Here is a 16438-nt window from a genome sequence, read left to right as displayed (position 1 = left end):
TACTTGGTATAATAGTTATGTAAGCGTTACATTTATTTACTGAAGGAGCTAATTACATGAAAAAAATTATTAATGATCCTGCTAATGTTGTACCAGAAATGGTTAAAGGTATGGTGAGATCTTATCCACAATTTATAACAAAAATAGAAGATGCTGCGGCTGTGATGAGAGCAGAAAAAGAATCTATGACTGGTAAGGTAGGTATTGTCAGTGGGGGAGGTTCTGGCCACGAACCTACTCATGCTGGTTTTGTGGGTAAAGGGATGTTAAGTGCAGCTGTTTGTGGAGAAGTGTTTACATCCCCAACGCCGGATCAAATATACGCAGCAATCAAAGCAGTTGACCAAGGTCAAGGTGTCTTTTTAGTAATTAAAAATTATTCTGGAGACGTCATGAACTTTGATATGGCAAAAGATATGGCTGATATGGACAACATCAAAGTTAAATCAATTGTGGTTGACGATGATATAGCTGTTGAAAACAGTACTTTTACGCAAGGTAGACGTGGTGTAGCCGGTACTTTGTTTATGCATAAGATACTTGGCGCCATGGCTCAAAATGGTGCATGTTTAGACGAAATTGCTGCAGCAGCTAAAAAAGTTTTGCCTAATATTAAAACAATTGCAGTAGCCTTATCAGCTGCTACCAATCCTGAAACAGGCAAACCTGGTTTTGTTTTAAAAGATGATGAAATTGAATATGGCGTAGGCATTCACTCAGAGCCTGGCTACCGTCGTGAAAAAATTAAGCCTGCTAAAGACTTGGTATCTGAATTGGTAGGCAAATTAAATGATGAAATGCATTTAGAGCAAAATAAAAAGTATGCTGTTTTAGTTAATGGCATGGGTGCGACTCCTTTGATGGAACAATATATTTTTAGTAATGATTTGCTCGATAAATTGGCGGAATTTAATGTTAAACCAGCTTTTATCAAAATTGGTAATTACATGACATCGCTCGATATGGCTGGTATCTCACTTACAATTTTTGAGTTAGCTGACGAAAAGTGGCTTGAATATCTTAATCAACCAGTTGAAACGATAGCTTGGTAAAAGGGGGGGAAATAATATGGGATTAACGGTTAAAAACGTAGTTGAATGGATCAATAAATTTTCCGCAAAAATTGAGCAGAATAAGCAATTTTTAAGCGATTTAGACACTGCAATTGGCGATGGGGATCACGGGTTTAATATGAGCCGAGGCATGAATGCTGTCAGTCAAAAACTGAATTCAGAGCCAAAAACTATTACTGATGCCTTTAAACAAATTGCAATGACTCTTATTTCTACTGTTGGTGGAGCATCAGGTCCATTATATGGTACAGCTTTTTTAGAAATGGCCAAGAAAAGCGCTACTAGCGATGATATTGGTGAATTACTGGATGCCGCTTTGGCTGGTATTAAAAAACGTGGCGGTGCTGAACCAGGAGACAAAACGATGGTTGATGTTTGGTCAGTGCTTGTACCTGAAGTAAAAGCGCATAATTTAACTCAAGAAAAAATTGATTCTGCTGTAGATGCAACTAAAGATTTAGTTGCAAAAAAGGGACGTGCTTCATATTTGGGAGAGAGATCAAAGGGTCATGTTGATCCCGGCTCGCAATCTAGTGGCTATCTCTTTGAAGCTTTATTGGAAACAGAAGGTATACTATGAGTTTAGGCATTACGTTAGTATCACATGTTCCTGAAATACCTATCGGATTGACTAAACTTTTAGATCAAGTTGCAAAAGATGTATCAATCACAACTGCTGGCGGAACAAATGAAGAAGATATAGGGACCAGCATGGACAAGGTTTTGCAGGCTTTTTCTGACAATAAAGCCGATGAAATTTTGGCTTTTTATGATTTAGGCAGTGCCAAAATGAATATTGAATTAGCTACTGAAATGACTTCCAAAAAAATTCACTTATATGATGTGGCCTTCATCGAAGGGGCATACACAGCAGCCACTCTGATTGAAGCCGGAGTTAATTTATCTGAAATAGAAAAACAGCTTGAGTGCTTAAAAATAAAAAAATAGGCTTAAAGCTTCCATTTAAAATACCTTGCTAAAAATAACAGTTATAAAAATATAACGAACATTTTTAAAAAATTAAATATAAATGCTATATAATAGCCAAATTTAAATAACAGTTGCTTAAACAATTTTTTGAAAATTATTTTATTTAAAGAAAGGGTTTACACAAGCGAGATTTTATAATATATTTTGTTAGGGAGTAATTTACTACTAAACATTATTTAAGGCTTATGCAGCCTGATAATCAAAGTAGGAGATTAAAAAATGAATAATAGCTTAACAATGCAATTAGTGGGAGAGTTCATTGGAACTATCATCTTAGTATTGCTTGGAGATGGCGTTTGTGCCGGTGTCAACTTGAACAAGTCGAAAGCAAAAGGCAGTGGCTGGATCGTTATTTCTTTTGGTTGGGGTTTTGCCGTAACTTTCGGAGTATTTTGTGTTAGTTGGCTTTGCCCAGGACATTTTAATCCGGCAGTGTCATTAGGAATGGCTATTGCAAACAAATTGCCATGGTCTTCAGTTTTGCCATATATGCTGGCTCAAATTGCTGGAGGTTTTATCGGTGGCATTTTAGTTTGGTTAACCTATTTTCCTCACTGGGAAGAAACTACTGACCAAGAAGGCATTTTAGGTTCCTTTGCTACGACACCAGCCATTAGAAACTATGCTTGGAATTTCTTTACTGAAGCGATTGCTACGTTTGTTTTGGTATTTGGCTTGTTGGGATTAACCAATGCCAAATTGGCACCAGGATTGAATCCACTATTGGCAGGATTTTTAATTACAGCAATCTGTTTGTCCTTAGGAGGACCAACTGGAATCGCGATTAATCCGGCTCGTGACTTGGGACCAAGACTTGCGCATCAGTTTATGCCAATTGCCAATAAAGGTGGTTCTGATTGGGCTTATAGTTGGGTTCCAATTTTTGGACCGCTTTTAGGTGGCGGAATTGCCGCATTTTTGTTCAACGTTATTGCTTAAGTTGAAAAAGTTCATGACTTTAAAAGTCGTGAACTTTTTTGGCTCTTTGTAAAATTCTGTTGATAAAGATTAAATGACTAGAATCAAGCAGCAAATAAACTGCTTGGTTCTTTTTCTTTTACCTTGTTTTCTGCCAGTCTAATCCTGGTTAGCAGATTGTGGAAATCGGCATAGCCAAAAGCTATACGCTCAATTTGTTTGTTTTTGGGATTGAAACCTTCTAAGCACGCGTTGGAAAAATTCCATGTTATCTCTTTGATTACTGTTTTCAGATTGGGCTTAAAAGTTAACAGGGCTTAATGCATTTGCCAGCCAACTTCTTCATTGGCATTAATGATTTTTTAATTGCTTGCGGGTGTTTAATGGCCAATGCATCATAAAATGCTTGCAGCATGTTATAGGCATTAGTGAGCTCCTCACTGCAGGATATTCCATGGTTGACTACTTGCTCTTGCGTTAGATTGTCCTTGTAGTGCAGATGAATCTTGTCAAGCACCTGCAACTTCTTAACGATTAAGTTTTAACGGCAATTTAAAGAGTCTGTCTTCTTTGCTGGTCTTTTAAAAATAGGCAGTAATTGTTTTTTATAGTGCGCTCGGAGAATTTGGCCTACCTCTTGTTTGTGGGCATCAAGACAAATAAATGCAAGGTGCGTTCAACGCCTTTAAACTCGTCGGAGGACAGATGCTCATGCAAATAGTCATAGCTGCTATTAAACTGATGCGAGCAGTAGCCTGTACTCTCTTTGCACCGTATTGACAGAGAGATTGTTTTTTCTATCAATGCTGGTCATTGAGCGAACACCTTTTAAAGCAGTTAGAATTTTAAGCTTAGAATGCCGGGAAATACATCAGTATTTGCCTACCAAATCTGTTTGGCAATTGAGCGTTTATTGCAGATGTAACACCAGACTCTTCTTAAAGAGTCTGATAATGACTGGCTGACTAGCGTTGGCAGCAGGGTAACGAACTTTGGTTTTCAATCTGCCATTGTGCTGCAGCTTCTACTAGCTACAGAAAGGAGCGGCTTGGTTGCAGTAAGACAGCTTGATGAACTTTTTGCTTATGGTCGTTTAGCCAATCGGAAAAAATAATCTTCAAAAACAATGTTTTGATCTTTAATATTAAGAGTAAATTTAATCTAATTATTGAAAGAGGACATAATTCAAAACTTCTAAAAATATTGAGTGGTATTAATATTTTATTACAAGAAGCAGGGGAAAGATGTCACTTTTTATGTATTAAAAACCTATTAATAGCTTATCACAAGGATAGAGCATTAACAGGATAAATTATAGAGCCAAAATTATTTATATTCATCTGGTTTAAAATGTCGCAGTATTTCAATCCCTTTGCGCTGATACTTGTTAGGTATGAAGCTTTTTCTCATTGCTATCTGCATGTAGGCCCACAATTTTTGTCCCGGTTTTAACCGAATGACGTGAATATCAGAAACCTCTTTTAAGCTGCTTTCCATGGCAAGAGCAATGCCCACATTGCGTTTAACTAATTCAATCATCATTCTCATCGTGGTAGCAGTGTATGAAATCTGTGGCGTAAAATCACCTGACTTCGCTTCCTGTTCCAAACATTCTCTGGTTAAATAGCCTCTTTTGCGAGCGACAAACTTGCGGTTGCGCAAGTCGGTAGCACTAATTTGATGGACATCCCGCCACTTGTCGCTCGTACTGGTAATAATGACTAGTTCGGTTCTTTGCAAGTTATGAATAAAATATTCGGGGTCATTTATAGGAACCATCCACGAATATATTGCTACATCGACGGTACCGTTAGTTAAGTCGGAAAACGCGTTAGTCGATCTTTCAATTCTCGAATCAAGTAGATTGGCAATATTTGCTTGATAAAATTTTTGAATAATATCGGCGATGTAAAGACTACCGGCTTCCCCAGAAAAGGCAAGCCGAATTTTTTTGTCACTGGCATGCATCACATCATAATTGATGCTGGCGATATCCTGTAACAGTATTTTTGCTCTTTTATAGAGTAAGTCGCCGGCATCAGTCAAAGTTATTTTACTTTTACGATTTTTTTGCAATATTAGTGGATCATCGAACTTATCTGCCAGCCGCTTCACTGCCATGGAAATTGTGGGCTGGGTAACATCAAAAAATGCTGCTGTGGTCGTATAGTTACCAGTTTCGACTAATTTACAAAAATATAATAAGTCTTTTTCATTCATGAGTACTTCCTAAATAAATAAAATTTATAAATATATCTAATTAAATTATATTAAATTTAGCTTTAATGTACAATAACAAGCTACTGTAATAGTATTTTGTATTATGAAACTGAAATATTTTTTTAAAAAATTTAATTAGATTTAAAAAGATGGTCAAGATATATTTACGTTAAGAATAGTTTATAAGAAAGTGATGGTGAAAAATTTGATCTACGATTCAACTCTAAAATGGGACGCCGTTTACGACGTAATTGTAGTCGGATTCGGTGGAGCTGGAGCCGGTGCAGCAAGATTCGCAGCAGATAATAATGCGCACGTTCTGCTCATTGACTCAGCTCCTGAAGGTCATGAAGGTGGCAATACCAGATATGCTGGTGGTGCTTTTGCTTGGAGCGATAATTTTGCTGATCTGCGTGAATATTATAAGCAAACTTATTATCCCTTTAAGTATGATCCAAAAGATTTAGACGCTTTTGTCAATAATGTTTTGAAGATGAAGGAGTACTCTCAAAAATATTTTGGCATTGAAGCACAATACACCGGCAGAAGACCTCAAGGAGAATATCCAGAATACAAGCATGCAGAAACAATGCGCTCACAAAGCATGACCGCTGGTATGTATAATGGTGGATTCTGGAAATTATTACGTAAAAAAGTTTACGAGCGTTTAGACAAAATTGATGTTTGGTTTGAAAGTCCTGCACAACATTTAGTTCAGGACTCCAACACTAAAACCATTTTGGGTGTGCAAATTAAACATCAAGGTATAAATAGAAATGTAGCTGCCAGAAACGGTGTAGTTCTATCATGTGGTGGCTTTGAAAATAACCAAGATATGGTTCAAACATTTTTAGGTCAAGGTTCTTTAGCTCCAATTGGTACTTTATATAATCAAGGTAAAGGAATTGATTTAGCAGTTGAAGCTGGCGCTAGACTGTGGCATATGTCCAACTATGATTCACATGGTTTTTCTTTAAGAGAAGGGCAGCCAAGAGAAAAATTTGCCTATATGATCAACTGGAAAAGCTTGTTTAATGGCAGTATTTTCGTTGCTGGCGATGACGGCACACGGTATTACCGTGAAGACGAAGAGGACCGTCATGGATACAAATATAACCACGGCAACTGGATTATGCAGCCTAATCAAAATCATCCACATATCATCATGGATCAAAGGCAATTTGAGCAACTAGCTAATGACGATTCAGATAAGGCTGAACAAATTAAGAGCCTGATCACCTATGCCATAAAAGCGGAAACTATTGCCGAATTAGCTGACAAGATTGCCGCACCAAAATTGGCTGAAGCTATCAGTGATTTTAACTTTTTAGTCAATGAAAAAAAGCGCGATATGTTTTTAAATCGCAAAATTGAAACAATGCGTGCCTTTGGCGCAGGCCCATATTATGCTATCCCAATTCGCCACAACATTCTGCACACGCATGGTGGTGCTCGTCGTAATGAAAATTGCGAAGTTTTGGACATGGAGAATAATGTTATTCCTCATTTATATGAAGCTGGTGAATTAGGAGATATTTTTGCTACCAAATATGTTGGTGCAAACAGTATTGCTGATTTGTTAATTTCTGGCAAAATTGCGGGAGAAAATGCTGCGTGGCCAAAAAGAAAAATGGCTGAAGTTGATGTAGTTACAGGTGCTTCAGAAAACCCTGATCTAAAATCTGACGCTCATGCTTCTTCAACTGATTTTGAAGCTGGACCCAATCAGGGAATCGGGAATAGTGAAAATGGCATTAATGATGTTCCAATTGTGGTACGCGTCACGATGTCAGGTGATAAGATTTCTCAAATTGAAACACTGCAAGAAAAAGAAACTCCTTATTTGGGAGGTAAAGCAATTCCCGTTCTAACTAATGAAATGATTGAAAAGCAAACTACAGAGGTTGATGCGGTCAGTGGCGCAAGTACAACTAGTGCTGCTTTCAAAGAAGCTGTCAACCAGGCAATTGAGAACGCTGAAAAGCAGTAAAGAAGTGCAAAAATGAAAATCAACGAACAAGCTAAGTGGAATGGTGTGTATGATGTAGTCGTTTTAGGTTTCGGTGGAGCCGGAGGCACGGCAGCTCGTTTTGCGGCAGAAAATGGTGCTCAAGTCTTATTAGTTGACGCTGCTCCTTATGGTCATGAGGGTGGTAACACCCGTTATTCAGCACAGCATGTTGCTATGGCACATGATAGAAAGAAGATTGCTGAATATTATGAGCAGCTGGCAGCGCCATATAATTTTGATCAGAAAACAATGGCTGCTTATCTTGATGGCTTTGTTAATATGCCGCAATACTTTAAAAAGTATTTTGGTATTGATCCTTTTATCTGGTCACGTGATAATCAACCGGGTGACCATTTAGCAAAGAAAAAGAATTTATGTGAGTATCCTGAATATCGCGGCTCTGAAACCTTTGATTTTGCCCTGGTTCATAACCAAGACTTTGATGCTGAACTATGGAAAGTAATTCGTGCTCAAGTCGTAAAAAATGCTGCCAACATTGATGTCTGGCTTAATTCTAAAGCAGAGCATTTATTGCAGGACGAGGCAACTGGTGAAATAGCTGGAGTAATTATTAATCGTAACAAGAAACAATATTATATTCATGCTCGCAAAGGAGTAATTGTTGCTACAGGTGGCTTTGAAAATAATAAGCAGATGCAGCAGGATTACCTGCACGTCACTAAATTAACTCCGCTGGGCACTCTCTATAATAAGGGTGACGGGATTAAAATGACTAGTGAAGTTGGAGCAAAAATGTGGCACATGAGCAATTATGAGTCATTAGGCATCGTTCCCAGCTATGTAATTGCTGAAGGTGAAAATGAGCGTGGTCGGCAGGTTAGCGGCTGGAAAAATGTCAAATCAGGTGCAATTTTTGCGGTAGCAGACGACGGCACCCGCTTTATGCGCGAAGACGCTAAATTCAGACATGGTCATATAGCTGAACACGGTGACTATTTATCGCCTCACGCTTACGACAATGCTTGGTTGGTCTTTGATAATCAGCAATATCAAAAGTTTGTCTTAGAACAAAAACAAGGAAAGCTCAAGTATGGTAAATTCTTTGACAAGGTTGTTAGTGCCGGTTCACTGGCTGAATTAGCCCAAAAGATGAATGTACCAGCCGCAAATCTGAAAAATACTGTTTCGCAATTTAATGAGTTTGCCACTAAAGGCAAGGATCTGGAATTTGGTCGTGCACCCGAGTCAATGACTAGTTTCGATTTAAAAGATGACGTCCATGCAGTTAAATTGGCTCCTGCAGTGCTTAATACCCAAGGTGGACCAGAACATGATGAGTTTGCCCGTGTACTTGATGTCAACGATCAACCAATCAAACGTCTCTACATAGCTGGTGAGCTTGGCGGAATGTGCGTCAATCGTTACCAGGGCGGTGGCAACTTAGCTGAATGTTTGATTTTTGGCAAAATTGCTGGAGAAAATGCTGCCAAGTTAGAGCCAATTGAGGATTCGATTAATTTAACGGAGAAATTGCCGCGAATTAATGATCTTTTGGATGGAGAAAAGGACGATCAAATTGAGCTGGGACAAAATCAGTTCCTAGGATCTTCTGAAGCAGGTATTGGCGGCAGGATTTTGGTTCGTGTTACTTATTTTGATAATAAAATCAAAAAAATCGAAGTACTGAAAAATCATGAAACGGAAGGAATTGGAGCTGTAGCCATTGAACTTATACCCCAAGAAATGGTAAGCAATAATTCTACGGATGTTGATGCAGTTTCAGGAGCTTCTACCACAACTAATGCTTTAAAGGAAGCCGTGAATGCGGCGATTAAGAAAGCACAAAATAGCTCTAAAGGAGAATAAAGAAATGTTAGATAAAATTCAATGGAAAAAGTGGGTTTTACCACTAGCTATTGGCATTGGCTTCTGGCTGTTAACTCCATTAAAACCAGCGGCAATTAACGTTCAAGCTTGGCACCTATTCGCCATATTTATTGCAACTATAATTGCCTGTGTAACTAAACCATTACCCATGATGGCAACTACTATAATAGCGGTAGTGATTGCTACATTAACCGGTATTTTTAAGATGGAAGAAGTCACTGCCGGTTTTGGTAATTCCACGGCATGGATGGTCGCTATGTGTATGTTTATGGCGGCCGGCTTTATTAAATCAGGTCTTGGTAAAAGAATTGCCTATTTCTTTGTCAAAACTTATGGCAAGAGAACTTTAGGTTTGGCTTATGCCTTATCGTTAGTGGAAACTGTTTTGGCAATCGGCATCCCGAGTAACAACGCTCGTGTTAACGGAATTATGTACCCAATTATTGATAACTTATCAAGAGAAATGGGTTCAGATCCTAAAAAGGGAACTGAGCGTGACATGGGTTCTTTCCTTGTCTTTACAGAATACGAAGTTAACATCGTTACTTCCACAATGTTTTTAACTGGTTTGGCAGGAAACATGGTGGCATTAGGAATAGCAAAGACGCAAAACGTTACCATTTCGTGGATGCAATGGTTTGTAGCTGCAATTGTACCGGGCATAATTTCCTTAATATTAGTACCTTTTATTCTATATAAAATATATCCGCCTAAGATCAAGGAAACACCTAATGCTCATGCTTGGGCAGACAAAAAATTACAAGAATTAGGCAAAATGACAGCTGCAGAAAAAATCATGGGTGTGGTTTTTGTCCTGTCAGTTGCATTATGGTTAGTAGGTTCTAAGTTTGGTATTGACGCTACTTTAGTCAGCTTTATTGCAGTTGCATTACTATTGGTATTTGGCGTCATTAACGTTAAGGACATTTTAGGTCAGAGTTTTGCTTGGAACATCTTAACTTGGCTTTCAATTATCATGTTGATGTCTCAAAAATTAATGACTTTGGGCTTTTTCCCTTGGTTCTCAAAGACTTTAGGTAGTGCACTTCATGGTATGAACTGGGTTTTAGTACTGGTAATATTATTCTTGGTATATTTCTACCTCCACTATTTATTCCCAAGTGTCTCTACACAAATTTCTGCCCTTTACGCAGGATTTCTCTCAATTGCGATTGGTGCCGGAGTGCCACCTATGATGGCAGCGTTAATGCTAGCTTTGGACGGTTCTTTATACTTGTCAACTTCAAGCTATTCGGCAGGTCCTGCTGCTTTACTTTCTTCAACAGGCTATGTTTCTAACAAAGATTGGTGGAAACTAAGCGCCATAATTGGTGTTGTACTTAACATCATCTGGTTAGGCGGCGGTCTGATTTGGACTAAAGTTATCGGCATGTGGTAATAAACAGGCTTTGAATTTTTGATTCAAAGCCTGTTTATTTTTGACCCAATTTGATCTTTTAAATTTGTAGCTTGTTAGTTTCACGACTCTAGTTTACTATTATTACTATACTGAATAAAAAGGAAGATCATAATGAAAAAATGGGCTGTAATATCAACTTGGAGCATGTCATACGATGGGTTGTTAAAAGCAAGCAGTATGTTGCAAAACGGTGAGAGTGCAGGGGATGCCGTTGAAAACTTAATAAAAAAAGTTGAATCTTACCCTCTTTATAAATCAGTAGGCTATGGCGGACTTCCTAATGAAGATGGAGTTGTTCAGTTGGATGCCGCTTTTATGAATGGTGATACTTTAGCACAAGGCTCAGTAGCAGCTATTGAAAATGTGAAGCATGCTGTTTCTGTAGCCAAAAAACTAAGTTTAAATAAAACCAACAGCTTTTTAGTTGGAGAGGGCGCAACTAAATTTGCTATGCAAAATGGCTTTGAAATGACCAATATGCTGACAGAAAGAGCAAAAAAAATATGGCAAAATAAGGTAAAAGAGCAATTTAAAACTGGATTGCATCCCTATGATGGGCACGATACTGTTGGTGCACTAACACTTGATCAAAATAATTCAATGGCTGCAGCTACATCAACTTCAGGCTTATTTATGAAAAAAGATGGTAGAATTGGCGATTCACCGTTATCAGGATCTGGATTTTATGCTGATAGTCGTATTGGAGCAGCGGCAGCAACTGGTTTAGGAGAAGATATCATGAAGGGCTGCCTTTCGTATGAAATAGTTCGCAGAATGGCAGAAGGTCAGTCACCTCAAGAAGCTTGTGATACTGCACTTTACCCATTTTGTGAAGATTTAAAACAGCGCTATGGTCAAGTAGGGGAAATTTCTTTAATTGCTTTAAATCGAAAAGGTGACTGGGGAGTAGCTACTAATGTGGAATTTCCTTTTTGTGTTGCTAATGAAAAACAAAAAGCTCAAATTTTAATGGCCAATCCCGGAAAAAATCAAAAAACTCAAATTGAGCCTATTTCACAGTCTTGGTTAAATGATTATCAAAAGCAAATCAATGCTCCGGTCGAGTAAGGTTTAACTAAAAGAAAGCGAATAAAATGCTAAAAGAAGCGTGTGTTGAAAATTTTTCTAATATTCCTCATGTAATTAAGGCTGGTGCTGACAGATTAGAACTGAATAATAATTTGGAGCTTGGCGGCACTACGCCTTCCTATGGCGTAATAAAGAAATCTGTTACTTATGCTGCGAATTTTAGAATACCTGTTGTCGTAATGATTAGACCTAGAGGTGGTAATTTTGTTTATAACGAAAATGAAATTAGTATAATGGCTGATGACATTGAAGCGTCTGCCAAACTGGGTGCTCAAGGAGTGGCTTTTGGTTGTTTGACCAGTCAAAATCAAATAAACAGAATTCAAATGATGCATTTGATTACATCAGCTCGTTCTCTAAACCTTGAAGTCGTTATGCACATGGCTTTTGATGACATATCAAACGATAACCAGGAAACAGAATTAAACTGGTTAGCAGATCAAGGTGTCAAAAGAATTTTGACACATGGTGGAAAATTAGACAAACCTATCTTGGCAACAATACCCCATTTAAAAGAAATTATTAAATGGGCAAATAATCGTATAGAAATTTTGCCAGGTGGAGGCATTACAACCGAAAATAGAGATGATATTGCCAAAAAATTGCATTTAAATGAACTTCATGGTTCGAAAATTGTTTAGACATAAAGTTATTTTATCTTGAAATATCTTATTAGGTTTAATCTGTTAAATAATCGTTATTATCCGTTCATTGCTAACTTCTCTGACTTTATTCTTAGTTTACTTTTTGATTGCGGTTAAAGATTACTGATATAAAGTATGAAGTAAACTAGCTTATTATGATTTTGACAACATTCGTTGTTAAATTATTTTATTTTGATTTCACTAATTTTTCAGAATTTTAGTTGACAGAAAATAAGACATTGATTAGAATATCATTAATATTGATAAAGCGAAGAAAAGATAAGTAAGCTTACAAGTAGCGTTTAAGAGAGTCCTGTTGCTGAGAACGGACCGTGATGGCAAGCTGAAAGTAACTTTGAGCTATATGGTGAATTTTAGTAGCTATTATTGGGTACACCCATTAACGTGTTAGCGTATCGCATTTTTGCCGTACGTGAAGTGACTATGCTATTTGTCATTTTTTGATTTATAGTGCAGTAATATAGGTGGTACCGTGCTAAAGCACCCTTGATTTAAAATCAAGGGTGCTTTTTTATTACCCAAAATAATCTAGCCAACCCTTTATCATTATTAAATTTATCTGTAAATTCTGTTTAGGAGGAATTGTAATGGAAGAAATTGAGCAAGATGTTAATACAAAACCTTTAACATGGAAGCAATATTTGGTAGTAGCGTCATTGTTGTTTGGGCTGTTTTTTGGTGCAGGCAACTTGATTTTTCCGATTCATTTAGGTCAGCTCTCAGGAGCAAATTGGGGAATAGCTACTTTTGGCTTTTTGGTAACGGCAGTGCTTTTACCTTTACTAGCCGTTTTAGCTATTAGCGCAAGTCATGCCAAAGGAGTTTATGATATTGGCAGGCCACTGGGTAACATTTTTGCTCTAGTATTTATGGTTTTAATCCATTTGACTCTGGGGCCATTATTTGCCACCCCGCGTACGGCAAGCATTTCATTTTCAGTGGGTTTGCAACCAGTTTTGCCGAAATCTGCCACAAAGCCAGCACTCTTAATCTTCTCTGCAATATTTTTTATTTTAGCTTTTATTATTTCGTATAAACAGTCTACGATTTTGACAAGTATTGGGAAAATTTTAAATCCATTGTTTTTGCTATTGCTATTTTCGGTTTTTTTATTGGCAGCTATCTCACCCATGGGTGCGGCTAAAAATCAAAGCATAACAGCAGCTTATCAAAGCGCTCCTTTCTTCAATGGCTTTTTAGAAGGCTATAACACAATGGATGCTCTGGCTGGATTAGCATTTGGCTATACAATTGTTTCGGCGGTAAGGCAGCTGGGGAAAACTTCTGCTAAAAGCAATGCGAAAGTTACAGCTAGAGCTGGTGTGATCGCTACAAGTGCAATTGGTATTATTTATATTGGACTAATTTGGGTAGGTGCAACTACTTTAAATCATTTTAAAATTTCCGCTGAAGGTGGCACTGTTTTTAACCAAATAGTTACTTATTATTTAGGCAATTTTGGTCATGCTTTACTTGCTACACTGGTTACACTAACTTGTTTAACAACCGCTGTAGGCTTAATAGCCGCTTTTGCACAGGACTTTCACCGCAGTTTCAACAAAATCAGCTATCATGGTTGGTTGACAATTATGACTCTTGTTTCTTTCATCACAGCTAATTTTGGCTTGGATACAATCATTTCCTGGTCAACTCCAATGCTAATGTTTTTATATCCTATTGCAATGGTTTTAATCATTCTGTCAATTGCGAGTTCGTTATTTGATCGTGATCCAATTGTTTATTTTTGGGGAATAGTTTTTACATTCATTCCTGCAATCTTAGACATGATTGCTTCTTTTCCTGCTGTAATTAGTCAACAGTCATGGGCATTACAGTTAAGGTCATTGCAATTACGCTTCTTGCCATTCGCAGATATTGGTATGGACTGGGTAATTCCGGCTGTTATTGGATTAGCTGTTGGGTTTATTATTCGTTTTTATAAAAAAGCAAAAAGTATTTAATTGTGCAAATATAATTCAAATAATTAAGCTGATATTTTGACATCACCTGTTTATAAAAGTAGATTAAAGAAAAGAGCAATTTTGGTGATTGTATAGAATGGGGCTGAATATTTTGAATAATATGAATATGAACCATAATGAAAATATGAATCATTCGATGAATAATAATTCATCAATGAAAATGGGTAATCATGATATGATGATGCATGGTGGTCACATGATGCACATGGGAAACTTAAAGAAAAAGTTTTGGGTTTCCGTTTTATTATCATTGCCAATTATTTTTTTATCACCTGCAATGGGCGTTCATTTGCCTTTCCAGTTTTCTTTCACCGGGTCTGACTGGGTAGTGGTTATTTTTGCGACTATACTTTACTTTTACGGAGGGGAACCATTCTTATCAGGTGCTTTTTACGAGATAAAAGACAAGAAGCCTGAAATGATGACTCTTATTTCTCTGGGAATAACTACTGCATATATTTACAGTATTTATGCTTTTGTGAAAAATAATTTATTAAACAGTAAAGCTCAAGTAATGGATTTTTTCTGGGAATTGGCTACTTTAATTTTGATTATGCTTTTAGGTCACTGGATCGAGATGAATTCAGTGATGAACGCAAATAGTTCTGTGCATGATTTAGCAAAGCTTTTGCCTGATAAAGTGCATGTCCAAAATAGCGGTCAATTTAAAGATATGGCTATTAATGATGTGCAAAAGAATGCTGTTATTTTAGTAAAAGCAGGAGAGAGCATACCTCTAGATGGGGTCATTCTAAGTGGTTCAAGTCAGGTAAATGAATCGCTAGTTACCGGTGAATCGCGAGAAATTACCCGCAAAGAAAACGATAAGGTGATCGGTGGTTCAATTAATGGTTCTGGTACATTAACGGTTAAAGTAACTAGTTCTGCTAATTCCGGCTTTTTAGCTAATGTGAATAAGCTGGTTCAGTCTTCACAAATGAATAAATCAAAATTGCAAAATCTGGCCGATAAAGTTTCCAGTTGGTTATTTTATGCGGCACTTGTTTTTGGGATTATAGCATTAATCGTTTGGACTAGTCTGCGTGGTATATCTGGTGGTCTAGAACGAATGGTCACCGTCTTAGTTATTGCCTGTCCTCATGCTTTGGGGTTGGCCATTCCCTTAGTTAATGCGAGAAGTACTTCAATTGGCGCCAAAAATGGCTTATTAATTAGAAATCGCAATGTCATCAGCATCAGTTCAAAAATCAATTATTTGCTTTTAGATAAAACTGGAACTTTAACTGAAGGAAAATTTCAAGTTCGAAAATTTGATAGTTTGGATAAAAATTATAGTGCTGATGAAGTAATTAAGCTTATTGCCTCACTTGAGCAGGATTCAAATCACCCGATTGCTCAAAGCATTTTACAATTTGCTAAAGAAAAGAATATTAATCTATATTCATTAACAAATAGTAAAACTTTAGATGGTAAAGGGGTCTCTGGTACTCTAAATGGAAAGGAATTTCAACTAGTAAACGAAACATCTGCTAGAAAGTTAGTGAACAATTTTCCCCAAATGGATGCTTTAAACTACACTTCAAGCTATTTAGTAGAGGGGAATGATCTTTTAGGATATGTTGCTGTTGGAGACGAAATTAAGAAGAACGCTGCTTCTTTAATTAAGCAAATTAAAGATCTTAATATCACACCAGTAATGCTAACAGGAGACAATGAAAAAGTTGCACAAAATATTGCTCACAAACTTAACATTTCTGAAGTTCATTCAGGTTTGATGCCTGCTGACAAACAAAGAATTGTTGCAGAACTTCAAGAAAAAGGCAATAAGGTAATGATGGTCGGGGATGGCATCAATGATGCTCCAAGTTTAGCAAAAGCTGATATCGGCGTTGCTATCGGAGCAGGAACAGATGTTGCTGTGGATTCAGCGGATGTCATTTTGGTAAATAGTGACCCACTTGACATTATTAGCTTTTTAAATCTTGCCCAACATACTCAAAGAAAGACTGTCCAAAATTTATGGTGGGGAGCCGGCTATAACATTGTGGCATTGCCCTTGGCAGCTGGAGTATTAGCTCCTTGGGGAATTTTATTATCTCCGGCCGTTGGAGCAATTTTGATGTCCTTATCAACAGTAATAGTAGCTATCAACGCAGAAACATTGAAAATATAACATTTAGCATTAAGCACTCGTCAGGAGTGCTTTTTTATTTTAAAGCAAATTTTATTTTTTTAAATTATAGCCCTTTTATTTAAAAATA

12 protein-coding genes and 1 pseudogene are annotated in these 16438 nt (G+C 37.3%); 11 read left to right on the top strand and 2 right to left on the bottom strand.

Going from position 1 to position 16438, the window contains the following annotated elements:
* Positions 1 to 56 precede the first annotated feature (56 nt).
* The 4 genes from dhaK to H3T43_RS01070 all read left to right on the top strand — a co-directional run bounded on the left by dhaK (position 57) and on the right by H3T43_RS01070 (position 3002).
* Positions 57 to 1052, top strand: a complete 996-nt coding sequence (dhaK, locus tag H3T43_RS01085) for a dihydroxyacetone kinase subunit DhaK (protein WP_198211928.1) — start codon at positions 57 to 59, stop codon at positions 1050 to 1052.
* Between the two features lie 16 nt (positions 1053 to 1068).
* On the top strand, positions 1069 to 1653 hold the full coding sequence (gene dhaL / locus H3T43_RS01080) for a dihydroxyacetone kinase subunit DhaL (RefSeq protein ID WP_198211926.1): 585 nt from the start codon (positions 1069 to 1071) through the stop codon (positions 1651 to 1653).
* Positions 1650 to 2021, top strand: coding sequence for a dihydroxyacetone kinase phosphoryl donor subunit DhaM (gene dhaM / locus H3T43_RS01075; protein WP_198211924.1), 372 nt, complete (start codon positions 1650 to 1652; stop codon positions 2019 to 2021). Before dhaL ends, dhaM begins: the two co-directional genes overlap by 4 nt.
* Before the next feature lie 261 nt (positions 2022 to 2282).
* Positions 2283 to 3002, top strand: coding sequence for an MIP/aquaporin family protein (locus tag H3T43_RS01070; RefSeq protein WP_198211922.1), 720 nt, complete (start codon positions 2283 to 2285; stop codon positions 3000 to 3002).
* Positions 3003 to 3085: 83 nt separating this feature from the next.
* Here H3T43_RS01070 and H3T43_RS01065 read toward each other — a convergent pair.
* Positions 3086 to 4142 (bottom strand): annotated as a pseudogene (locus tag H3T43_RS01065) (transposase).
* A gap of 165 nt (positions 4143 to 4307) precedes the next feature.
* On the bottom strand, positions 4308 to 5201 hold the full coding sequence (locus H3T43_RS01060; RefSeq protein ID WP_198211920.1) for a LysR family transcriptional regulator: 894 nt from the start codon (positions 5199 to 5201) through the stop codon (positions 4308 to 4310).
* Between the two features lie 193 nt (positions 5202 to 5394).
* Between H3T43_RS01060 and H3T43_RS01055 the strand changes: the two genes are divergently transcribed.
* From H3T43_RS01055 to H3T43_RS01025, 7 genes are all read left to right on the top strand, one after another.
* A complete protein-coding gene (locus H3T43_RS01055; protein WP_370520766.1) occupies positions 5395 to 7191 on the top strand; it encodes an FAD-binding protein in 1797 nt (598 codons plus the stop codon).
* Between the two features lie 12 nt (positions 7192 to 7203).
* Positions 7204 to 9039: an FAD-binding protein gene (locus H3T43_RS01050; protein WP_198211918.1), complete on the top strand. Its 1836-nt coding sequence runs from the start codon at positions 7204 to 7206 to the stop codon at positions 9037 to 9039.
* A gap of 4 nt (positions 9040 to 9043) precedes the next feature.
* Positions 9044 to 10459 (top strand): DASS family sodium-coupled anion symporter, encoded by a 1416-nt coding sequence (locus tag H3T43_RS01045; protein ID WP_198211916.1) that lies wholly within the window; start codon positions 9044 to 9046, stop codon positions 10457 to 10459.
* Positions 10460 to 10591: 132 nt separating this feature from the next.
* The gene (locus tag H3T43_RS01040; RefSeq protein WP_198211915.1) at positions 10592 to 11548 is read left to right on the top strand and encodes a N(4)-(beta-N-acetylglucosaminyl)-L-asparaginase; all 957 of its coding nucleotides are present in this window, start codon (positions 10592 to 10594) and stop codon (positions 11546 to 11548) included.
* 26 nt (positions 11549 to 11574) lie between these two features.
* Positions 11575 to 12210, top strand: a complete 636-nt coding sequence (locus H3T43_RS01035; protein WP_198211913.1) for a copper homeostasis protein CutC — start codon at positions 11575 to 11577, stop codon at positions 12208 to 12210.
* Between the two features lie 611 nt (positions 12211 to 12821).
* A complete protein-coding gene (brnQ, locus tag H3T43_RS01030; RefSeq protein ID WP_198211911.1) occupies positions 12822 to 14195 on the top strand; it encodes a branched-chain amino acid transport system II carrier protein in 1374 nt (457 codons plus the stop codon).
* A gap of 97 nt (positions 14196 to 14292) precedes the next feature.
* The gene (locus H3T43_RS01025) at positions 14293 to 16350 is read left to right on the top strand and encodes a copper-translocating P-type ATPase (protein ID WP_232350221.1); all 2058 of its coding nucleotides are present in this window, start codon (positions 14293 to 14295) and stop codon (positions 16348 to 16350) included.
* Positions 16351 to 16438 lie beyond the last annotated feature (88 nt).

This window comes from Lactobacillus sp. M0396 (assembly GCF_016101625.1).
In the GTDB taxonomy this organism is placed as follows: Bacteria; Bacillota; Bacilli; order Lactobacillales; family Lactobacillaceae; genus Lactobacillus; species Lactobacillus huangpiensis.
The sequence above is the reverse complement of the archived record's forward strand: the minus strand, read 5'-3'. Positions and strand labels throughout refer to the sequence as shown.